A 22,348-nucleotide genomic window follows, 5' to 3' on the forward strand; every position below is an offset into this window, starting at 1 on the left:
GTCATTTTTAATAAAAATTACTCAAAAAAAATACGTAGTTTTTAGATTTTAACTACAAATAATTAAATTATATTTATTTTAATGAATTATGATTATTGGTAGATTTTGAGTAATTTCGCAACCTAAACATGACCCTTCCAGATTATGATTACAGAAAAAAGCAATACTACATTAACCTTCGAGGATTTTAAAACTGAAGTATTAAATGACTATAAAATTGCAGTTACCAGTCGGGAATGCAGTCTTTTAGGGCGTAAAGAAGTATTGACAGGAAAAGCCAAATTTGGAATATTTGGTGACGGAAAAGAAGTACCGCAGCTTGCCATGGCAAAAGCTTTCAAAAACGGCGATTTCCGTTCAGGATACTATCGTGACCAGACTTTTATGATGGCTATTGGCGAATTTACACCTAAACAATTTTTCGCAGGTTTATACGGTCATACCGATTTGGACTTTGACCCAATGTCAGCCGGAAGACAAATGGGCGGACACTTTGTAACACACAGTTTAAACGAAGATGGTTCCTGGAAAGACTTAACAAAACAAAAAAATTCAAGTTCAGATATTTCACCTACCGCAGGACAAATGCCAAGATTACTGGGATTAGCTCAGGCATCAAAAATTTACAGAAATGTTGACGGAATCGAAATTAAAGATAAATTTTCTGTAAACGGAAATGAAGTTGCGTGGGGAACCATAGGGAACGCAAGCACTTCTGAAGGTTTGTTTTTTGAAACCATCAATGCTGCCGGAGTTTTACAAGTTCCGATGGTGATGAGCGTTTGGGATGATGAATACGGAATTTCGGTACACGCCAGACATCAGACCACTAAAGAAAATATATCTGAAATACTAAAAGGATACCAACGCGATGAGGATGCTGAAGGATATGAAATTTTCAGAGTAAAAGGCTGGGATTATGCCGAACTGGTTTCAACTTATGAAAGAGCCGGTGCTATTGCACGTGAACAGCATGTTCCGGTTTTAATTCACGTAAACGAGCTGACACAGCCTCAGGGACATTCAACATCCGGATCCCACGAACGCTATAAAAACGGAGAAAGACTTGCCTGGGAAAAAAATTACGATTGTATCCGCCAGATGCGTTTGTGGATGATCGCTATTAATATTGCCTCGCCTGAAGAACTGGATGAAATTGATGCTCAATTGAAAAAAGAAGTTCTGGAAGCTAAAAAAGAAGCCTGGAACCTTTTTATCAATCCAATTATTGAAGATCAAAAAAATCTTTTGGCTTTATTGGAGCAAATTGCAGAAGCAAGTATCAACCATAAAGACAGAATCAGAAAATATATATCCGAATTAAGTGCCATAAAAGCTCCTTTAAAAAAGGAAATGCTTTCTATAGCCCGAAAAATATTACGCTTTATTGAAGTTCCAAACAGTAAATTGTTATTGTCTCAATGGATTACGAATTATATCGGAATTACGCAGAAAAAATTCAGCAGTAACCTACATTCAGAATCTGTACAAAATGTTTTTTCAGTTGAAAAAGTACTTCCTGAATATGCCGAGAATGCCAAAGCCGACTTAGATGGTCGAATGATCCTTCGTGATAACTTTGACGCTTTGTTTACCAAATATCCTGAAACTTTGATTTTTGGTGAAGATGTTGGAAACATTGGCGATGTAAATCAGGGACTTGAAGGTATGCAGGAAAAATACGGTGAACTTCGTGTTGCCGATGTCGGGATTCGTGAAGCCACTATTATTGGTCAGGGAATTGGTATGGCTTTGAGAGGCCTGCGTCCAATTGCAGAAATTCAGTATTTAGACTATTTATTGTACGCCATTCAGATCATGAGTGATGATTTGGCTACATTACAATACAGAACCGTTGGAAAACAAAAAGCACCGTTAATCATCAGAACCCGTGGACACCGTCTGGAAGGTATCTGGCACTCCGGTTCTCCAATGGGAATGATTATCAACGCAATTCGTGGCATTCACGTTTTGGTTCCGAGAGATATGACTCAGGCAGCAGGTTTTTACAATACGCTTTTAGAATGTGATGAACCGGCTTTAGTCATCGAATGTTTGAATGGCTACCGTTTAAAAGAAAAAACACCTTTAAACTTTGGTGAATTTAAAACACCAATTGGAGTGGTTGAAACCTTAAAAGAAGGTGCTGATATTACTTTAGTTTCTTACGGATCAACTCTAAGACTCGTTCAACAGGCAGCTACCGAACTTTTAGATTTAGGAATTGATTGTGAGGTAATTGATATTCAGTCATTGCTTCCGTTTGATGTGAATAAAGATATTGTAAAAAGTATCGCCAAAACAAACCGTCTTTTAGTAATTGACGAAGACGTTCCGGGAGGAGCTTCTGCATTCATTTTACAGCAAATTCTGGAAGAACAGGATGCTTACAAATATTTAGACAGCAAACCGCAGACTCTTGCCGCAAAAGCACACAGACCTGCTTACGGAACTGATGGAGATTATTTCTCAAAACCTTCAGCAGAAGATATTTTTGAGAAAGTGTATGATATGATGCATGAAGTTAATCCGGCTAAGTTTCCAAGCTTATACTAAGATTAGTTTTTTAGATATTAAGAAACGCTCCTATTTTGGAGCGTTTTTGTTTTCTACACATAAAGGGGACATTACGAGGAACGAAGCAATCGCACTACTAATTGCGACAGACTCAGCAAGTGTGATTGCTTCGTTCCTCGCAATGACTATCGTGAAGCCAAAACACTCCTCGCCTTCTCCAAATCCTCAGCCGTATCAATCCCGATTCCAACATGGGTTGTTTCTACCATTTTTATTTTTTTACCAAATTCCAAATAACGAAGCTGTTCCAGTTTTTCAGAAGCTTCCAGGGATTTCATTGGAAGGTTGTAAAAGTCTAATAACGCCTGTTTCCTAAATGCATAAATTCCGATATGCTGAAAATAGCGCACACCAGTATCTTTATCTCTTGGATACGGAATTACAGAACGTGAAAAATACAACGCAAACTGCGACTGGTCTACCACCACTTTTACATTATTCGGATTATTAATTTCGTCTTCATTTGTGATTTCACGCATTAGCGAAGCCAAATCAATCTTTTTCTCTTCATCATTTTTAAAAACAGACAAAACCTGCTCTAAGGGTCCGGCTTCTGTAAAAGGCTCATCTCCCTGAACATTAACCACGATATCAACGTCAAGATTTGCGACAGCTTCTGCAATTCGGTCACTTCCTGATTCATGCTCTTTGATGCTCATAATGGCTTTTCCTCCATTCGAAACAATTTCATCAAATATCAAATCAGAATCGGTTACGACAAATACATCATTAAACAATTTTGTAGAAACTGCCGCTTCATACGTTCTTAAAATTACAGTTTTACCTCCAAGATCCTGCATCAGTTTTGCAGGAAAACGGGTTGATGCATATCGTGCCGGAATTACAGCTATTATTTTCATTTAAATTTATTTTTTTATCGTCAAGCAAATGTAAGTATTCAAAACTTAGATAAAAATATAATTATCCTATGATGTCTTAAATTACTTTACGATTTTAATTAGGTTTGGATACAGACTTTCGGTCTTTCCCTGATTCATTTTAACTGCAAAAAGTATTGGCAAAATCACATTCAGTACATAGAGGGCAATAAATGCATAAAACAAAATTTCATATTGACCGTAATGCAAAATTTTACATAAGGCGAAAGCAGTTATCGTAACAAAAGCAAATACTGTCCAGATTATTTGAAAATTCAGGAGATTTGCTCCAATTTCTTTCAGCCCTATAATTTTATCTTTTTTGGTTAGCCATAGAATTAAAGGCAGAATAATGTTCCCTAACGGAATGACTAAAAATGCGATTACTGAAAGATGAAAAATAACCAGATAACTTTTATCAGACTGTTTTCCGTAATCTAAAATATCTTCAGCATTTAAATCCAAAACTTCGCAAATCAGGTTCAGTGTTTTTCCTCTTGGTTCACTTTCATTGTTTTCAATACGCTGAATTGTTCTTAAATTTACTTTTGAAGATTCTGCCAGTTCTTCCTGAGACAAACCTTTTTTCTTTCTTACTTCTCTAATTTTTTCTCCAATTGCGTTCATAATTAATTTTGATTTATTGTTTCGACAAAACTACTTATGAAGCTGCCTTTTGATAACGGTTTATTTACGGCATTTTAACGACATTCTTGTCAATGCGTTGATTTTGTTCAGGTTTTAATTTCTTCCTTTGGGTATTCTTATGCAATTCATACCACAGAGATTCACAAAGATTTCATGAAGAGTCTCAAAGTTTATTACATGATTTTTACAGAAGTCATACTCAGTGAACCGGCTAATAACTTATCATTGAATAAATCTAATTCATCTGTTTTGTCTTTTAACCCTAAAGTATAAAGCAACGGAAGATAATGTTCCGGAGTTGGAACTGCCAACTGAACTGCTTTATTCATTTTCTCGAAGTCTATTAAGGGCTGGAAATTGCCGTCCAACAGATAATTATTAACCGTCTCTCGTGCTTCGATTGCCCAGTCGTAACCGTAATTATCTTTATCAAAATTCCTGAAATCTACCAATCTTAAGTTGTGAACGATATTTCCGCTCCCGATGATCAGAACGCCTTTATAGCGGAGCGACTGCAGTTTCTTTGCCAGTTCAAAATGGTACTGACCCGATTTGGTGTAATCAATACTCAACTGAATTACCGGAACATCTGCATTTGGATATAAATGTTTAATGACACTCCATGCACCATGATCCAAACCCCAGTGTTCGTCTAAATCTACCAAAACAGGATCTAATATTTTTTGCGTTTCCAAAGCCAGTTCAGGACTTCCTTTTGCAGGATATTGCACATCAAAAAGTGCCTGCGGAAAACCTCCAAAATCATGGATTGTTCTTGGCATTTGCATTGAAGTCACTTTTGTGCCTTTTGTAAACCAATGCGCCGAAATACATAAAATAGCATTAGGCTGAGGCAGCGTTTTAGCCAGATTACGAAAACCGGTCACAAACTGATTTTCTTCAATGGCATTCATCGGGCTGCCATGTCCAAGAAACAGAACCGGCATTTTATCGGTATTCGAAAACGCAGATGAAATCGAATGTAAGTCGTTTAGTGTTGTCATTGCAAAAATTATTAAACACTAATTTCACAAATTACTTTGTAAAATCCATTCGAGCTAATTCGTGAAATTGGTGTTTTTATTCTTCAAAACTCTCGTCTTTAAAACCTATCAAATATAGCTTATTTTTAGCACGTGTCATTGCCGTATAAAGCCATCTGATATAATCGCGGTCAATACCGTTTGGCAGATATGGCTGTTCTATAAAAACGGTATTCCATTGTCCTCCCTGTGATTTGTGGCAAGTTATGGCGTAAGAGAATTTAACCTGCAAACCATTAAAATATTCGTTATTTTTTACCTTTTGAAATTTCTTATATTTCGTAGTTTCATCTTCATAATCTTTCATCACTTCTTCATACAAACGATTAGATTCTTCGTACGTTAAAGACGGAGATTCACTTTTTATGGTATCCAACAGCAAAACCGTTTCAAATGGTTTCTGATCCGGATAATCGACCATTCTTATTTTTACTTTCGCAAAAGTAAAGCCGTATAATTCTTTAATTCCGAAAAGTTCTAAAACTTCAATAATATCTCCGTTGGCAATAAATCCGGCTTCATCAGTTTCTTTTAGCCAAAAATAATTGTTCTTTACCACCATCAGAAAATCTCCGACTGAAAGTTCGCTTTCTTTAAACAATATTCTGGTTCGAATCTGTTCATTGTATTGGTTTGCCCTTTTATTCGAACGCACAATAAAAGCCGTATCCTCAATACTATAATTGCTGTAAGCCGTATTTATAGCATCCTGAATATCATAACCATCGGTCAGGCGAACAATGTCTTTGAATTTTTTTACATTAAACCTAAATTCGGTTATAAACGATTCTTTCAGCAATTCACGCAATTCGGTAGCATTAAATAAAATACCTGAATTTTCTTCCTGACGCATTACTTCGTCCAGTTCGATATGTTCAATTTCTTTATCATAATGAATTCCCAAAGTCTGAATATCCAGCGCCGGGCTAATATCTAAATTTACGGGCGGCAGCTGAGCAGTATCTCCCAAAAGAATCATTTTACAATTGGTTCCGGAATACACATAATGAATCAAATCGTCCAAAAGAGAAGCACTATCCAAAGTACTATCTGAAATCATCGAAGCCTCATCGACGATAAAAATGGTATTTTTATGTTTATTGACCTGTTTAGTAAAAGCTATTCCTCCACCCGATGACTTCTTTGGAAAATATATTTTCTTATGAATCGTAAAAGCCGGTGTATTCGAATAATTGGCAATTACTTTTGCGGCACGACCCGTTGGCGCCAGCAAAACAAACTTTTTATTAATATCTCCAAGATTATTTACAATGGTCGAAATCACAGTTGTTTTTCCCGTTCCGGCATACCCTTTTAATACAAAGATCGTATCGTTTTGAGGTTCGGTTAAAAAAATGGCAATTTTTTGAAAAAAAATATCCTGTTTGTAAGTGGGTGCAAAGGGAAATCTTTTTTGCAAAACGCCATAAAATAATGCTGAATTCATAGGGTATAATTGAGAGACAAAGTTCGGCTTTTTAAATGGCAATTACAATGGCAATTACAATGGCAAAAATCAATGACAATGGTAATGGCAATTTCAATACTCAATTTAAGATCAATGGTAGCTTTAAATGTAAAACAATTAATATCCTAATCTCAAATTATTACAATTGAAGTCATTTACAAGGTATTTATTTGATTAGCATTACATTTTCAATTGATTTTTTCTAAACATAGATTTTGCCATTGACATTCAAATTGAAATTGACTTTTGATATTGTCATTGATATTGTTATTTATTTGTAAGTTTGTGTTCGAATTAAATTCTTTCCTGACGCTACAACAGGTAATGAATTGTAAATCAAAATATGGCATTGCAAAACACTAATATCACATCAAAAATTTACAAAAAACTTTCTATTCAGGTTTCGCTGACAGGGTTTTCTTTTTGTTGTTTCGATACGCTGAACAACAGGATTACTTCGTTCAGTGAAGTTCAGTTTGACACTTCAAAAAAGACAACTAAAATAGAAAATCATTTCGCAGAAGCTTTTAAAAAATATCCGGAATTAAAAGATACTTATGATGAAATCATGGTTATTCATAATAACAATCTTTCAACTTTTGTTCCTACGGCTCTTTTCGATGAAAATTATCTTGGCAGTTATTTACAATACACCACAAAAGTTTTTGAAACAGATTTTTTTACCTATGATGAGATTTCCAATTACGAGATGAATGCTGTTTATATTCCGTATATAAACATCAACAACTTTCTAATTGACAATGTAGGAACTTTTGATTATAAACATGTTAACAGCATTTTGGTCGAAAAAATCCTTGAAGCTTCAAAAAATAATGACGCCAAAAAAATGATTGTCAATTTTAATCCGGAGTATTTTGAAATAATCGTAGTTGAAAATCAAAAACTGCTATTATTTAATTCTTTTGAATATCAAACCCCGGAAGATTTTATTTATTATTTACTTTTTACAGCCGAGCAATTGAGTTTAAATCCGGAAGTTTTTCCACTCGAATTATTAGGTACAATTAATAAAAATGACCCGTTTTATGCCATTGCGTACAAATACATTCGCAATGTATCCTTTTTGGATGTAAGCACTTTACAGCAAAAAAACAGCTTCACAACTGCCGAGAATCAAAAACATTATATCTTATTTCAATCATGAGAATCATTTCTGGAAAATACAAAGGACGCCGCATTTTTCCGCCAAAAAACCTTCCTGTAAGACCTACGACCGACATGAGTAAAGAAGCATTATTTAATGTTTTGAACAATCATTTTAGTTTTGACGGCTTAAAGGTTTTAGACCTGTTTTCAGGTACAGGAAATATCAGTTATGAATTCGCTTCACGCGGAAGTGCCCCAATTACCTCTGTTGATGGCGATTTTGGGTGTGTAAAATTTATCAAACAGATTTCATCAGAATATGATTTTGATATCGCAGCAACTAAAAGCGACGTTTATAAATTTCTTGAAAACTGCAAAACCTCTTACGATATTATTTTTGCAGATCCTCCTTATGGATTAGATCAGACAGCATTTGAAAAAATTGTGCTGACCGTTTTCGAAAAAGAATTACTTCATGAAGACGGAATGATGATTATAGAACACTCAAAGTACACCAAAATGGATCATTTGAGTAATTTCTCTTTTCAGAAAAGTTATGGTGGTTCCTTTTTTAGTTTCTTCGAATTGAATTCGACTGATGACGATGAAGAGCTTCCTGGCGATTTGCCAACAAAAATTACTGACGAAGACGAAGGTTAATATTCCAAATACACAAAACCCCTTGTGTTTCAAGGGGTTTTGTGTATTTATAAATCACTTCCCAATAACCCATCCCAAAGTAAAGTTTCCAACAGGAACAAATTCAGTTTCATATTTATCAAAACTAACACCAGGACCAATATTAAATTCAAGATTGAAACGGCCTTTATAGGTACGCTGCAATCCCCAGAGTGCTCCAACTGTAAATGAAGGCACTGCTTCTCTGTAATCCTTATTTGTAGAAATAGATTCAAAATTATAAATGGCATTAAAAGCTAAATAATTTCCTGAATTACGCGCAGTTCTTTTACCTTTTGCCGCTCTTTTTTCAAGATTATAATAATGACGAAATTGCTCATTTATATTAGGAAAAAAAGCAAAATTGGAATTATTGGAATTAGATGAAAACCCTAATCCAATACTCACCTCTGAATACAATGTGTTTTTTGTATCAAAACCATGTTCGTAAACAAAACCTGGCAGCAATAAATTGATTTTAAATTGATTTTTTGCTACAGCAACCGGAGCTTCATCCTGTGCCTGAACAACGTTTGTAAAAAGAACTGAAAACAGTACAAACAAATAAGCTTTTCTCATTTTGATTTTAATTAATTGGCGCAAAAATAGTATTTTAAAACCTAAAAAATACTATTATTTTCTTACAATTAAACTTGTAATTATCTCCCTTAAAATCATAATGTGAGAACACTTAAAAATATAAAAAAAGCAGACCTGTAAGCCGGATTCTGTTCTTGTCCCGTTCTGCAACGGAACAATACCTTATCATTTATCTAGATTTCGAATTACTCCGAAACTCAAGCTACCTACCCTTCAACAACGGACGAGAAGCCCTTAAATGCTGATATACTTGGTATTTCACCGCATAGAGTTTACCTGGTTTCACTACAGCATTACCTGTACATACTTTCTGTTGCACTTGTCCTTGCGCCATTTCTAACGCCGACGGGTGTTACCCGCTATGCTTCTCTGTGGTGTCCGGACTTTCCTCCCTCCGCAAAAGCGAACGACGATAAGGCGGTCTGCAGCGCAAAAGTAGCGATTTATAAGCGAAGAAACGAGGGTTTAAATTTCAGATTTTTAAAAAACTTTCTTAACGTTTTAATTTTAAATTGGTTATCTTTAAAATCCTTAATTTTTAAATTCATTTATTATGGCTAAAATGTATCATTACGCAACTGTTTCAAAAGCTTTAGATCAATTGAATGAAAAAGGATTTACCTGTGATTTTAATCGTAACTCGGACATGATTAAAAAGAATCCTGAGAAATTTGAAATTGTTCATGTGTATCGATACGAAGGGGATTCAGACCCGGGCGATGAGGCAGTTGTTTACGGAATTAAATCAAATTCAGGTAAAAAAGGGGTTTACGTAGCAGGTTTTTCTGCCGATTCAGATCAGGAAACCGCAAAGTTTTTATTTGATTTAAGCATTAGGGGAAGATAATTTTCAGCAGCCGGGAACCTGCTGTACACTGTATCTTTTGCGGCGAACACCGCCACAAAAGGATGCCGTTTCCATCAGGGCTAGGGCTTTAGGTTTCAAAAGAAAGTTATGCTTTTCAAAATCAAAAGAAACAACAAAAATTTTATAACCTATGTCATTTCTTTAAACGTAATCAAAATAGGTACTTTTAAAGAAATGACATAAAATACAAATCTTAACATCTTTGCGTTAAATTTCCAACTTATTCATGCTGTGACACATCATTATACTGCCAAAGCACATTTATAATTTTCCATTCGCCATTTTCTTTCACAATATGCATATAATCAATCCAGGCATCAGCCAGTAATTTAATCGAAGCCGTTTTAGCCGAAACATCCAGTAATTTAACTTCTTTTCTTGGGCTTTTCGGAAACTTGTCTCCTTTTACGTTATACGTTTCAGCAAGGATCACCATGTTTTCGGCAAAGTATTCTGAAACATAATCTTTCTTCGCTGCCTTACTTCTAAAAACTGATCTTTTCACCATTCTCGGATGCAGTGCGCCTTCCATCAATTTGGGATTTGGAATGTGCTGTGCTTCGATGTAGGCCAAAGCTACTCGCTTTATGGCAGCTGAATCTTGCGCAGTTTGGGCATGAAATTTAAACGAACAAAATACGATTACCATAAAAACCGAGTACTTTTTCATAAAGTAAATTTTAAGAGTTAATAACTGGTTTCAAAACGACCAATAATGCTTCCAGCTCCTTCATTGGCATTTTTATAACCGATTCGATCTGAGATTCTTTAGAAGTAATAACCAAAACACCTTCATTATCTTCCTCATATCCTGCTGGTTTAAAAGAATATTCCGGAACTATTATTGTCATTTCTTTTTTTCCATCTTTAAACCATCCATAATTTGCCTCATAAATAATCTTATTTTCTAATATTTCAATAGTTTCTTCACCATAAGTATTCCATAACGAAACCCGAAGCAGATAAAATCCTATCAGAGAAAATATTCCTATTGCAACAAAATAACCAAATTGTAATCCATTTCCAGTCAAAATTCCAACAAGAGTTCCTAATACAGGAAATACAAAAAAAGAAAAAGCTAATCCGAACATTACTGCTCGAACTAAGATTGGAGATTTTTTTACTTTTAGATTTAGGATATTATTTTTAAAATTATATTGTTGCATAAACGTTTAATCAAATTTTAGGAAATTAATTTTTCCATTTTGTTTCAATATTGGCAGTTAATTATAGTGCTAATTAATACGAAAATAATACTTTTTTATGTACAAAATAAAGCAAGTAAAAATGATTATTATTGTAGTAAAATTTTCTTTTATGAAATTAAAATACATTTTCGCTTTAATTTTCTTTTTCAATTATAGTAATTCCTTTTCATGCGATTGCAAAATCCTGGATAAAGAAACGATGATAAATAAAGCATTGAAATACTCTGATATTGTTTTTTACGGAGAAGTGATAAAATTTAATCCAATAACTGGAACTTATTCTTTTAAAATTATAGAATTATTTAAGGGAGAAACTAATGCTGTACTTGTTAAAGGAACAAACTCTACTAGCTGCTCAATTACACCAACAAAAAAAGATCTTTGGATTGTATATGCCAATTTTAATAACGATAAAACAATTAGCATAAGTCAATGTTCGCCAAGCATGGGATTAGAATCCCATACAGGTTCATATCCTCCTCCACCTCAAAAGGAGGAATATTTTAATATAAAAAATAAAGACATTAAATCCTTATATAGAAAAGTGATCGAATTAGAATATGAAAAAGAAAATCTAACAAATTGGATTAATCAGTTAGAAAGATTACGAATCTACAAATCTGATCAAAATACAATTTCTGAAAAAGAAAAAGCAGATCTAAAAATAGAAACCTATGCTAAATACATTATTATTTCTTTGATTATAACTACCGTCTTGCTCTTAGTTTTAATTTTCGTTGTTTTGATGAAGAAAAAATCAAAATCATGATTTAATTTTTGTTAATTTCCTGAGGGTAAAATAGTAAAACTAACAGCTGTTTAAACACTTCAAATCCTATTTCAGTTTTATTAATTTCAGATTTGTGATTTGGTAATTTTCGGCCTATATTTGCTATCGAATAAAACAGAATATGGAACAATTTGTAGTATCGGCCCGTAAATACCGCCCGCAGACCTTTAAGGATGTTGTGGGTCAAAAAGCCATTACCAACACGTTGCTAAATGCCATAGAAAGCAATCACCTTGCTTCTGCCCTTTTATTTACCGGACCGCGTGGAGTTGGAAAAACAACCTGTGCGCGTATTCTGGCCCGTAAAATAAACCAGCCCGGATATGACGATCCAAATGAAGATTTTGCTTTTAACGTTTTTGAGTTAGATGCCGCATCCAACAACTCGGTAGATGACATTCGAAGTCTGATTGATCAGGTTCGAATTCCGCCGCAAACCGGACAATACAAAGTTTATATTATTGACGAGGTTCACATGTTGTCTTCGGCTGCTTTTAATGCTTTTTTGAAAACATTGGAAGAACCACCAAAACATGCAATTTTCATTTTAGCAACAACAGAAAAGCACAAAATCATTCCAACGATTTTATCACGCTGTCAGATTTTTGATTTCAAAAGAATTACAGTAAAAGATGCCAAAGAACATTTGGCTGAAGTTGCAGCAAGTCAGGGAATCAATTTTGAAGACGATGCATTGCATATTATTGCTCAAAAAGCAGATGGTGCCATGCGTGATGCTTTATCCATTTTTGACCGTGTGGTTTCGTATTGCGGAACCAACTTAACACGCCAGGCCGTAACCGAAAACCTAAACGTTTTAGATTACGAAACCTACATCAGCATTACCGACTTACTTTTAGAAAATAAGATTCCGGATCTTTTAATCGCTTACAACGAAATTCTTTCAAAAGGTTTTGACGGGCATCATTTTATTGCCGGTTTAGCTTCACATTTCAGGGATTTATTGGTTAGTAAAACACCTGCAACTTTAAGTTTGCTTGAAGTGGGAGAACAAGCACAACAAATGTATGGTGTACAGGCTCAAAAATGTTCTCAGGATTTTTTATTAAAAGGAATTGACATTGCCAACGATTGCGATTTAAAATATAAATTAAGCCAAAATCAGCGTCTTTTGGTCGAACTATGTTTGATGCAATTAGCCTCTATCAACTTTGATGGAGAAAAAAAAAAGCTGAGCAATTCATAATTCCGCCTGTTTACTTTAAAAATAGTGGGTACTCTATAGTCGAAAGTCCAAAGTCTAAAGTTCAAAGTTATCCCGTAGAAGTTGAAAATTCAAAAACTATAACGGAAGGCGTAACACCGCAAAAAGAAGAAACAGATACAACTTCACAAGCTCAAACTCCTGTTGCTCCAAAACCTGAAGCAAGTAATGAACCTAAAGTTTCTGCTTTTTCTTTAGCAAGTATCCGCAAGAAAAAAGAATTGGAAGCCAATGCTAAATCTTATGTAAAACCTACATCAGTTTTGCTTACAGAAGAATTTACTGAAACCGACATGCTTTTGTACTGGAACAAATATGCGCAACGCTTAGGAGAAAAAGGTTTCAAAATCATGGAATCGTTATTATTGATAAACGACCCAAAATTAAACGGAACAGTAATTACTCTTGAATTGCCAAATGAAGGTTCTAAATTAGATTTTGAAAGCCAGATTAACGGAATTTTAGGATATTTAAAAGGTCATTTACACAATCACGACATCACTATTGAAGTAATTGTAAATGAAACCATAGAAACTAAAAGAAGTTTTAACGATCAGGACCGATACAATCGTTTATTAGAAATCAACCCAAATATTGAACTTTTACGTTCTACATTTGGATTGGATATACCTTAGTACGGTTATATTTAATTATTATTTTTTATTCTCTCATTCCGCAAATAGCTATTTATTTCTTAATCCGAAATCGTAAACTTTCTGCAACCATTTTTCTCTTTGTGCTTTATCAGCGGTTTTTACAATTCCGACATAACTTACTTTTACCGGTTTTACACCACAGAATTCTAACGTACATTTTTTTAATTGATTCACACTTGGTCTTCCATAAGCCAATCGGTAATACCAGCCGGGCTGATCTAAAGTTGTAATAATATGTGCGGTTTTTCCTTTTAGGAGTTTATCCCACCAAACTGAATTTTCACGGTATTCAAATGCCATTCCCGGCAGAAACAAACGATCGATAAAACCTTTTGTAATCGCAGGCAGACCTCCCCACCAAACAGGATGGATCCAAACCAAATGATTGGCTGTTTGAATTTTATTCCAGGCGTTTACCAAATCCGGTTCTAAATCGGTTCGCTTTTGATATCCAAATTGTAAATTCGGATTAAATTGTAGTTCAGAGATTGTAATGATATCAACTGCAGTACCAGATTCGATTACTCCTTTTTTATACGTCTCTGCAATCGCAAAATTGAAACTTTCAGGATTTGGATGTCCGTTTATAATCAGTATTTTTTTCATATTGGTCTTTTTGTTAAAAATACGATTGAAGTTTTATCTTTTACCGGACAAATGTCCTGAAAAAAATGTAAATTGGGTATTCTGGCTATTTTTATTCTCTCTCAGATTATGCAGATCAGGCAGATTCGAACTCATAAGCCTTCGACTCCGCTCAGGATGGCATCGATTCCTTAAATTGTCTAACATGTTTTACTTATAACCTAAGTTCGATTAATCCAATACAAAATTATTTACAAATTAATGATGTTGATTAATATTCCTTCAAGGTCTTTTTCGAGACCTTGAAGGTATTCGATCATTAGCATTAATACCTACAAGGTTTTGAAAACCTTGCAGGATAAACAATACAAGGTGTTTTTTTGAATAATCGATCTCAGGTTTATAATTTTTTAAATCAATTTTCTTAAACCAGTTACGTTTATATCAATAAAATAAAATCTGTAAAATCTGCGAGAAACAAAACTTTAAAATCAGACAACAGCTTTACGAATACGGCTTAAATGTCTGGGAGTAATTCCTAAATAAGAAGCTAAATATTGAAGCGGAATTAACTGCAGGTATTTTTGGTGATTCTGAAAAAGTTCTTCGTAGCGTTGTGCGCCTGATAATTTTTGAAATGAAATCATTCTTTTATTCAGGTTTACGAATTCTATTTCCGTTAATTTTCTTCCGGTTTCCTGCCAGTTATAACCTGACTGGTACAGCTTTTCCAAACTTTCCCGACTTAAAACCTGAACTTCTGTATCTGTTAATGCCTGAATGTTTTCTTCTGCTATTTCTTTGGTTATAAAACTGGCAAATGACGCCATAAATTCATTTTCAAAAGCAAAACAATTTGTAATCTCATCTCCTTTATGATTAAAGAAAAAAGAACGCAGAATTCCTTTTTCGATAAAAACAATTTCATTGCAGACCTCATTTTCCATCAATAAAAAATCTCCTTTTTTTAGTTTTCGAAATGTAATTAAACCATCTAAAAGATTTAACTCCTCCGGAGAAAGATTCTGAATAGACTGAAAAACTGCTTTCATCAAATTCTAATTAATTTTTTGAAGCAAAAACTTTTTCAATCCTTTTATCCGGAATAAGCCATAACATTGCTACAATGAAATAAGCAGCACCTGAAATCCATTCACTGTAAAAAGAAAAAACGACTCCAAGAATATATAAAACAGCAGAAACTATTCCTTTGACTTCATAACCTATTGCTTTTGCCAGCACTGAATTTTTTCCTTCAGCAATGATTATAACCCGCTCCAGAATATAATAAGCTATCGCACACAAAAACAAAATAGTGCCATATAAGGCCATAGCGTTTTTTGCAAAATTATGTTCTCCCATCCATCCTGTAACCACCGGAATTAACGAAAGCCAAAAAAGCAGATACATATTTGCCCAAAGAATTTTTCCGTTTACTTTAGACAAGCCATGAAATAAGTAATTATGATTATTCCAATAAATCCCCACGTAAATAAAACTAAGTATGTAACTCAAAAATTTAGGGATAAGCGGTTTTAAGTCGGCAAACTCATGTCCGTGAGGCACTTTAATTTCTAAAACCATAATGGTGATAATAATAGCTAAAACGCCATCACTGAAAGCTTCAAGTCTTGTTTTATTCATCTAGTAAATCCTAAATTAAATTTTACCGTAATACATTGCTTTTACGATTCCGTCAGAAAGTCCAATTTTTGGAACATATATCTGGCGTGCCCCACTCCATTTCATCGCATTCAGATAAATACGGGTTGCATGGATGATTACATCGGCACGGTCAGAATTCAGCCCTAATTCGGCAATCCTCTGCTCGTAGGTCAAAGAATTTAAAAAAGCATATTGTGAATTGATATAAATATACGAAAGCGGTTTTTCCTGTTGTTTTCCGGACATCTTAAATAATTTATTGATGTTTCCTCCGGAACCAATAAGCGTCACTTCTTCATAATCTTTGGTATTGGCTTTGATCCATTTTTCAATTTCATCCCAAACCACATCATGAACCATATTATTCAGCAAACGAACCGTTCCTGCTTTGAATGATCTTGAGTTAATCATTTTCCCATCAGAGAAGAGAGTAAATTCGGTACTTCCACCACCAACGTCTACAAAAAGATACGTTTGATCTGTTCTAAGCAAATGATGCAAATCTGTTGAAGCAATAATTGCCGCTTCTTTTTTTCCATCGATAATTTCAATTTTTATGTCTGCTTTTTTCTTAATCAAATCCACAACCTCCTTCGCATTGTATGCCTCACGCATAGCCGAAGTTGCAAAAGCCATATACCTTTCTACTTTATGAACTTTCATTAAAAGGTTGAATGCTTTCATTGCATCCACCATTCTTTCTATATTTTCTGTCGAAATTTCACCAACTGTAAAGGCATCCTGCCCCAAACGTATTGGCACACGAACAAGTGAACTTTTATTAAATTGCGGATCTTTGCCTTCTTGCTCAACAACATTGGATATCAAGAGCCTCATGGCATTTGAACCGATATCTATTGCTGCGTATTTTTTTATTTTAATCATGCTCACTTTATGATTTGAAATTTAAAATTTTGTATTGAAGTGATTTAGACTTTTTGCGTTTAAGCGAAAATTAAGGATTTTGTGCCCAATTTCAGTCTTTTTTAAGATGCATAGCAGGGCTACGGAACGAAAAAAAGACTGAAATTGGGTGCAAAAGACAATTTTTTTAGCAAATGGAAAAAGTCTAAATCACTTCATTGTTATTAATTTGTTTTTTGAACCGCTACTTCGGCTATTTCGACTTTATGCTGATAATATTTATAAGTCTCAAATTGCGCCCTGAAAGGAGCATGATGATTTCTTGGTTTATACTTATTGTCTAATTTATAAGAATGATATCTCACCTTTACATTCCCTTTCCAGGCAATATTAAAATTATCTATTAACTCTTTTTTAATGGACAAATCATAAATTGGACAGGTAACTTCTACTCTTCCATCAAGATTTCTGGTCATAAAATCTGCTGAAGAAATATACACTTCGGTTAAACCGGCGTTTCCAAAAATATAAACCCTTGAATGCTCCAGATAATTATCAACAATACTAATTGCTTCAATGTTCTCACTCATGCCCGGAATTCCCGGAATCAAAGAACAAATTCCTCTTACCTGAAGCTGAATCTTAACTCCCGCGTTACTTGCCTCATACAACTTATCGATCATTTTAAAGTCGGACAAGCTATTCATTTTAAGTTTTATATGTGTTTTTCTACCTGCCAAAGCATGTAAAATTTCGCGGTCAATGAGTTTAATAAACTTAGAGCGTGTATAATGTGGTGACACAATTAAATGTTTGTATCTGTGCACTCTGTAATTGATATCAAAAAATTCGAATATTTTTGAAATGTCTTTTAAGATTCCCTGATTGCAGGTAAAAAGTGTTACATCTGTATAAATTTTAGCTGTGGCTTCATTAAAATTTCCAGTCGAAATAAAGCCGTAGCGGCGTGTTTTTTCGTCTTCAACCCTTTCAATAACACAAATTTTACTATGTACTTTTAGTCCTTTAATTCCAAAAATAAGTTCGATCCCTTCTGTTTGCATTTGCTCTGCATACGAAATATTACTGGCCTCATCAAAACGTGCCTGAAGTTCGATTTGAACCGTTACTTTTTTACCATTTTTGGCAGCGTTAATCAAAGAACTGATAATTTGCGAATTCTTAGCCAGACGATATAACGTAATTTTTATACTGGTCACTTTTGGATCTAAAGCAGCTTCACGCAAAAACTTTGTCAGGTACGAAAACGACTGATAAGGAGCATGCAGTAAATAATCTTTTTTACTGATTTTCTCCAAAATACTTCCTCCTAAACTTAAGCCCGGAATTGGTAATGGTTCATTAGGTTTATAAAGTAAATCATATCTTCCTAAATTAGGAAAACTCATATAATCACGACGATTATGATATCTTCCACCCGGAATTATACTATCCGTTTCTACGATTTTCATTTTATCCAAAAAGAAATGTAGCGTATCATCCTCAATCTGACTGTCGTAAATGAAACGAACAGGCTCTCCAATACGTCTGTCTTTAACCGAAGTTGCAATTTTTTCGAGCATGCTTTTACTCAAATCACTGTCTATATCCAACTGTGCATCACGCGTGATTTTAATCATGTGGGCGGAAACACTTTTACAATCGAAAATGTTAAAAATATTTTTAAGATTATACCTAATAACATCGTCAATTAAAATGACGTATTGCTTATCATCATTTGAAGGCAATACAACGAACCTGTTAATGGTCTTTGGAATTTCAATGACAGCATAACGAATTTCGTCATTTTCATTCATTTCCAGACGAACAGCCAAATAGCCTAAAGTATCTTTAAGAACAGGAAATTCTGCCAGATCATTTAATATAATAGTAACAAGTTCAGGGCTTAATTTTTGAGTAAAAAAGTCTTTTAAATAATTTTCCTGCTCCTTTTTAATTTCATCTTCTGTGATGATAAAAATATTCTCAGCCTCTAATTCAGCTTCAATATTACTTAAAATACGCAAACTTTCAGACTGTTGCTGAATCACGATTTCGGTAATATCTTTAATCAGCTGTTGAGCAGAAACACCACCCAAATATTTTTCGCCTGAAATTCCGGAAAGGCTCAATCTTCGAATTGCGGCATAACGAACCCTGAAAAATTCGTCTAAATTATTTGAAAAAATTCCAACAAAACGAAGTCTGTCTAATAATGGAACCGTATTATCTGCCGCTTCCTGAAGTACTCTTGCATTAAACGCTAACCAACTTTTTTCTCTGTCTATATATTTCTGTTCGTGCACGTTGTTTATTTTAAATCTTTGGGGAAAATTGTTTTATGGGTTTTGCCTTTATGTATGGTATCCCAGCTTTCTGTATCAAATTGCAGTGATACGAAACCAGAAGTTGGGACATTTTCTATAAAAACATCCCCAAATTTATTAACAAAATTTGTAATAGCCTCGTTATGCCCAAAAAGAATAACGCTTTCTAAACTATTATCACATGATTTGATAACTTTTTCAAGATGCCTGTCATCAAAAGTGTACAATTCGTCTTTGAATAAAATACTTTCTAATGGATATGACAAATTTTGGGCAAAAATTATAGCGGTTTCTGAAGCTCGTGCAGCTGTACTGCTCCAGATTATATAGGTTTTTGGAAGAAATTTTGAAATGGCACCTGAAACGCTGTGGGCATCTAAAATACCTCTTTTCATTAAAGGTCTGTCAAAATCTTTTAAAGGGGCTTCCCAACTAGATTTTGCATGTCGTATTAAAATTAAATTTTTCATAAAACGATATTTTTTTTAGGATAAATACCCAAGACAGGAATTCAATCCTAATTTACAAAAGAAATTCCAATAGCCTATGTTTTTTTTATTCTGTTAACACTTCGGAATAATTTTTAACAAAAAGTAAAAAAATAAAATACAAATCAATTAGAAAAAAGCGCTGTTCATCTATTAAACATATCACTTAATCGATAGTATTCAAATACAAAAAAACAACACTCAAAACATTGAATAACAACGTGTTAAAATTACATTTAACTTAAAAAACATATTCAAAAAATGTGAAAAATATTTTTTTACCTGTTATAATTTCATTAAAAAGAAATAATTTAAGATAGTTATTTAACAAAAAAATAGCACTTAAACGATTTTTCAGGTTAGTTACGGATAAAAAAAACATAATTAAACCAATCTATATAATTTTGATTCATAGATTTTATGTTAAAATTTTGAGATAATCAAAACTCTACATTCTTTCAAATTCATAAATCTCAATAGTCTCTTAACTGAATAACCCCAAAAATTCATTAAAAGACAAGAAGTCCAAAAACATTTTAATCCTAACTTAATAAAATTAGAGATTATGGAAATCATTACTTATTTTTTTAAAAATATTAATATTAAAAGCGTTTTGATAACGTTCCTTTTAATATTTATTACAAGTGGCTACTCTCAAGGTACATATGATGGAGATTACTGCCCAGGTCCCAATACAGCTGGTGATGAATATGCAACTGGCACTGTTTATAGCAAAGTGCTATTAGCCAGTCCTTCTTCAACGTGCCAAATTGGAACGATTCACGCTAAAGTTGACACTCAAAATCAAGTATTGAGATTAGGGATGGACATTGGTAATGGTGGTTCAGCACTTTTTAGACTGTATTTAGATACCAATAATAATCCTTTAACCGGATTAACATCAGACTCCTTTGGAGGTACCATTAGTGTAGCTGGTGCTGAATATATCTTAGAAATCAATTCTAACGGAAATGGTTTTACTTTATATACAGGAAATGGAAGTGTTAAAACTCAAACTAACGTTATCCCTCCTGGTCTTGCTGTACAGGCTGGTAATGCCAATTGTAATTCTGGTAATACATTTTTAGAGTTTAATATTCCTTTTGGAAGTTTGGGAATTAATATTTGTGATCCAAATAACCCTGGTGTAATCAATATTACAAAATTAGCATCTGTTAGCGGTAACTCTCCTAGTTCAAATCAATGTCTTAATACTCCACTTACATTTGGAATTCCACTAAAAGGAACCGTTGGACCAAACACCACTATTTGTTCAGGAGCTAGTAGCGCTTTAACAATAACCGGTCTCAATGCTAATTCTACTGTAAGTAAGTGGCAATCATCTGTTGCTCCATTTTCAGTGTGGGTAGATATCCCTAATACTGCGGGTTTAACAGCCTATAATACAGCTAATTTAACAGAAACTACATTATTTAGAGCAATATTTTCAAATTCAGGTTTATGTTCTGGAAATGATATTGCCACAAGTCAAGCAACCGTAACGGTAAATGCTCCTATTGGTTGTTCCATTACTGGTGCTTCTGGTCCTGTATGTTTGTCTTCTTCTAATGTTTATATGGCTCCAGCCAATATGACTACTTACGCGTGGTCTTTGCCTTCAGCAACTGCAAATGGTGCTACAATCACATCTGCTACAAATGCACAAAGCGTAACTGTTTTAGCTGGCTCTACTTGCAATACAACATTTAAATTATTATTAACAACTACTTCAAATGGATGCAGTTCTACTTGTGAAAAAATAGTTACTGTTAACGACACAACAGCACCAACATGGACAACTACTGCTAATGCCTTGAATGTGACTTTACAATGCAGTGATCTTTCCGGTTTAGCAACCGCTCAGGCTCAGGCTCCTGTAGCAACTGATAATTGTGGCGGAGCTGTAACCTACACCAAAATAAGCGGAAACTTTGCACAAGGCTCTTGTGTAAACTCTGGAACTTATACTAACACCTGGGAAGCCAAAGACGTTTGTAACAACACCTCAAGTGTTTTCACTCAGGTAATCACCATTCAGGACGACACAGCGCCAATGTGGACAACTACTGCTAACGCTTTGAATGTTACTTTACAATGCAGTGATCTTTCCGGTTTGGCAACCGCTCAGGCTCAGGCTCCTGTAGCAACTGATAATTGTGGCGGAGCTGTAACCTACACCAAAATAAGCGGAAACTTTGCACAAGGCTCTTGTGTAAACTCTGGAACTTATACCAACACCTGGGAAGCCAAAGACGTTTGTAACAACACCTCAAGTGTTTTCACTCAGGTAATCACCATTCAGGACAACACAGCGCCAATATGGACAACTACTGCTAACGCTTTGAATGTGACTTTACAATGTAGTGACCTTTCTGGTTTGGCAACCGCTCAGACTCAGGCTCCTGTAGCAACTGATAATTGTGGCGGAATTGTAACCTACACCAAAATAAGCGGAAACTTCGCACAAGGCTCTTGCGTAAACTCTGGAACTTATACCAATACCTGGGAAGCCAAAGATGTTTGTAACAACACCTCAACTACTTTTACTCAGGTAATTACCATTCAGGACAACACAGCACCAACATGGACAACTGCAGCCACTTCTCTAAATGTGACTTTACAATGCAGTGATCTTTCAGGTTTGGCAACCGCTCAAGCTCAGGCTCCCGTAGC

General features: G+C 34.4%; 21 protein-coding genes and 1 other RNA gene. 8 read left to right on the forward strand and 14 right to left on the reverse strand.

Annotated elements, in window-relative coordinates; translation table 11 throughout:
- Window positions 1-144: 144 nt before the first annotated feature.
- Window positions 145-2,556: a thiamine pyrophosphate-dependent enzyme gene (locus FLV_RS19040; protein WP_243236309.1), complete on the forward strand. Its 2,412-nt coding sequence runs from the start codon at window positions 145-147 to the stop codon at window positions 2,554-2,556.
- Between the two features lie 146 nt (window positions 2,557-2,702).
- On the opposite strand, the gene kdsB is transcribed toward FLV_RS19040, so the two are convergent.
- The 4 genes from kdsB to FLV_RS19060 form a co-directional block, all read right to left on the reverse strand.
- Window positions 2,703-3,437: a 3-deoxy-manno-octulosonate cytidylyltransferase gene (kdsB, locus tag FLV_RS19045; protein WP_243236310.1), complete on the reverse strand. Its 735-nt coding sequence runs from the start codon at window positions 3,435-3,437 to the stop codon at window positions 2,703-2,705.
- 81 nt (window positions 3,438-3,518) lie between these two features.
- A complete protein-coding gene (locus FLV_RS19050; protein ID WP_243236313.1) occupies window positions 3,519-4,082 on the reverse strand; it encodes a helix-turn-helix domain-containing protein in 564 nt (187 codons plus the stop codon).
- A 194-nt stretch (window positions 4,083-4,276) separates the two neighbouring features.
- Window positions 4,277-5,107, reverse strand: coding sequence for a 4,5-DOPA dioxygenase extradiol (ygiD, locus tag FLV_RS19055; protein ID WP_243236314.1), 831 nt, complete (start codon window positions 5,105-5,107; stop codon window positions 4,277-4,279).
- 76 nt (window positions 5,108-5,183) lie between these two features.
- Window positions 5,184-6,593: an ATP-dependent RecD-like DNA helicase gene (locus FLV_RS19060; protein WP_243236315.1), complete on the reverse strand. Its 1,410-nt coding sequence runs from the start codon at window positions 6,591-6,593 to the stop codon at window positions 5,184-5,186.
- 364 nt (window positions 6,594-6,957) lie between these two features.
- Here FLV_RS19060 and FLV_RS19065 point away from each other — a divergent pair, with 364 nt between their 5' ends.
- Together FLV_RS19065 and FLV_RS19070 are read left to right on the forward strand one after the other, a co-directional pair.
- Window positions 6,958-7,779 carry a DUF3822 family protein gene (locus FLV_RS19065; RefSeq protein ID WP_243236316.1) on the forward strand — a complete coding sequence of 274 codons (822 nt, stop codon included), beginning with the start codon at window positions 6,958-6,960 and terminating at the stop codon, window positions 7,777-7,779.
- Window positions 7,776-8,381: an RsmD family RNA methyltransferase gene (locus FLV_RS19070; RefSeq protein ID WP_243236317.1), complete on the forward strand. Its 606-nt coding sequence runs from the start codon at window positions 7,776-7,778 to the stop codon at window positions 8,379-8,381. The genes FLV_RS19065 and FLV_RS19070 overlap by 4 nt, the downstream gene beginning before the upstream one ends.
- Before the next feature lie 54 nt (window positions 8,382-8,435).
- Here FLV_RS19070 and FLV_RS19075 read toward each other — a convergent pair whose 3' ends face one another.
- Together FLV_RS19075 and rnpB are read right to left on the reverse strand one after the other, a co-directional pair.
- A complete protein-coding gene (locus FLV_RS19075) occupies window positions 8,436-8,978 on the reverse strand; it encodes a DUF3575 domain-containing protein (protein ID WP_243236318.1) in 543 nt (180 codons plus the stop codon).
- A 122-nt stretch (window positions 8,979-9,100) separates the two neighbouring features.
- Window positions 9,101-9,428: RNase P RNA component class A (gene rnpB / locus FLV_RS19080), an RNA gene on the reverse strand.
- Between the two features lie 124 nt (window positions 9,429-9,552).
- On the opposite strand from rnpB, the gene FLV_RS19085 reads away from it, so the two are divergent.
- Window positions 9,553-9,846 (forward strand): hypothetical protein, encoded by a 294-nt coding sequence (locus tag FLV_RS19085; RefSeq protein ID WP_243236319.1) that lies wholly within the window; start codon window positions 9,553-9,555, stop codon window positions 9,844-9,846.
- Window positions 9,847-10,087: 241 nt separating this feature from the next.
- On the opposite strand, the gene FLV_RS19090 is transcribed toward FLV_RS19085, so the two are convergent.
- Both FLV_RS19090 and FLV_RS19095 read right to left on the reverse strand, forming a co-directional pair.
- The gene (locus tag FLV_RS19090) at window positions 10,088-10,537 is read right to left on the reverse strand and encodes a nuclear transport factor 2 family protein (RefSeq protein ID WP_243236320.1); all 450 of its coding nucleotides are present in this window, start codon (window positions 10,535-10,537) and stop codon (window positions 10,088-10,090) included.
- Between the two features lie 10 nt (window positions 10,538-10,547).
- Window positions 10,548-11,033 (reverse strand): hypothetical protein, encoded by a 486-nt coding sequence (locus FLV_RS19095; RefSeq protein ID WP_243236321.1) that lies wholly within the window; start codon window positions 11,031-11,033, stop codon window positions 10,548-10,550.
- A gap of 151 nt (window positions 11,034-11,184) precedes the next feature.
- Between FLV_RS19095 and FLV_RS19100 the strand changes: the two genes are divergently transcribed.
- The 3 genes from FLV_RS19100 (at window position 11,185) to FLV_RS19110 (ending at window position 13,725) form a co-directional block, all read left to right on the forward strand.
- The gene (locus tag FLV_RS19100; protein ID WP_243236322.1) at window positions 11,185-11,844 is read left to right on the forward strand and encodes a hypothetical protein; all 660 of its coding nucleotides are present in this window, start codon (window positions 11,185-11,187) and stop codon (window positions 11,842-11,844) included.
- 142 nt (window positions 11,845-11,986) lie between these two features.
- Window positions 11,987-13,072, forward strand: coding sequence for a DNA polymerase III subunit gamma/tau (gene dnaX, locus FLV_RS19105; protein WP_243236326.1), 1,086 nt, complete (start codon window positions 11,987-11,989; stop codon window positions 13,070-13,072).
- A gap of 239 nt (window positions 13,073-13,311) precedes the next feature.
- Window positions 13,312-13,725 (forward strand): DNA polymerase III subunit gamma/tau, encoded by a 414-nt coding sequence (locus tag FLV_RS19110; protein ID WP_243236328.1) that lies wholly within the window; start codon window positions 13,312-13,314, stop codon window positions 13,723-13,725.
- A 48-nt stretch (window positions 13,726-13,773) separates the two neighbouring features.
- Here the strand turns inward: FLV_RS19110 and FLV_RS19115 are convergent, their stop codons facing one another.
- The 6 genes from FLV_RS19115 to FLV_RS19140 all read right to left on the reverse strand — a co-directional run bounded on the left by FLV_RS19115 (window position 13,774) and on the right by FLV_RS19140 (window position 19,657).
- Window positions 13,774-14,352 (reverse strand): NAD(P)H-dependent oxidoreductase, encoded by a 579-nt coding sequence (locus tag FLV_RS19115; protein WP_243236330.1) that lies wholly within the window; start codon window positions 14,350-14,352, stop codon window positions 13,774-13,776.
- A gap of 470 nt (window positions 14,353-14,822) precedes the next feature.
- Window positions 14,823-15,383, reverse strand: a complete 561-nt coding sequence (locus FLV_RS19120) for a Crp/Fnr family transcriptional regulator (RefSeq protein ID WP_243236331.1) — start codon at window positions 15,381-15,383, stop codon at window positions 14,823-14,825.
- A gap of 10 nt (window positions 15,384-15,393) precedes the next feature.
- The gene (locus FLV_RS19125) at window positions 15,394-15,975 is read right to left on the reverse strand and encodes a TMEM175 family protein (protein WP_243236335.1); all 582 of its coding nucleotides are present in this window, start codon (window positions 15,973-15,975) and stop codon (window positions 15,394-15,396) included.
- 15 nt (window positions 15,976-15,990) lie between these two features.
- Window positions 15,991-16,881 carry a Ppx/GppA phosphatase family protein gene (locus FLV_RS19130; RefSeq protein ID WP_243236337.1) on the reverse strand — a complete coding sequence of 297 codons (891 nt, stop codon included), beginning with the start codon at window positions 16,879-16,881 and terminating at the stop codon, window positions 15,991-15,993.
- A gap of 203 nt (window positions 16,882-17,084) precedes the next feature.
- Complete coding sequence (ppk1, locus tag FLV_RS19135; protein ID WP_243236339.1) at window positions 17,085-19,166, reverse strand: polyphosphate kinase 1; 2,082 nt, start codon at window positions 19,164-19,166, stop codon at window positions 17,085-17,087.
- 5 nt (window positions 19,167-19,171) lie between these two features.
- Window positions 19,172-19,657 (reverse strand): SixA phosphatase family protein, encoded by a 486-nt coding sequence (locus tag FLV_RS19140; protein WP_243236345.1) that lies wholly within the window; start codon window positions 19,655-19,657, stop codon window positions 19,172-19,174.
- Window positions 19,658-20,240: 583 nt separating this feature from the next.
- Here FLV_RS19140 and FLV_RS19145 point away from each other — a divergent pair.
- A partial coding sequence (locus FLV_RS19145; RefSeq protein WP_317235682.1) for an Ig-like domain-containing protein occupies window positions 20,241-22,348 on the forward strand: 2,108 nt, incomplete at its 3' end.

Origin of the sequence: Flavobacterium pectinovorum, from assembly GCF_022802975.1 — a bacterium.
GTDB lineage: Bacteria > Bacteroidota > Bacteroidia > Flavobacteriales > Flavobacteriaceae > Flavobacterium > Flavobacterium pectinovorum_B.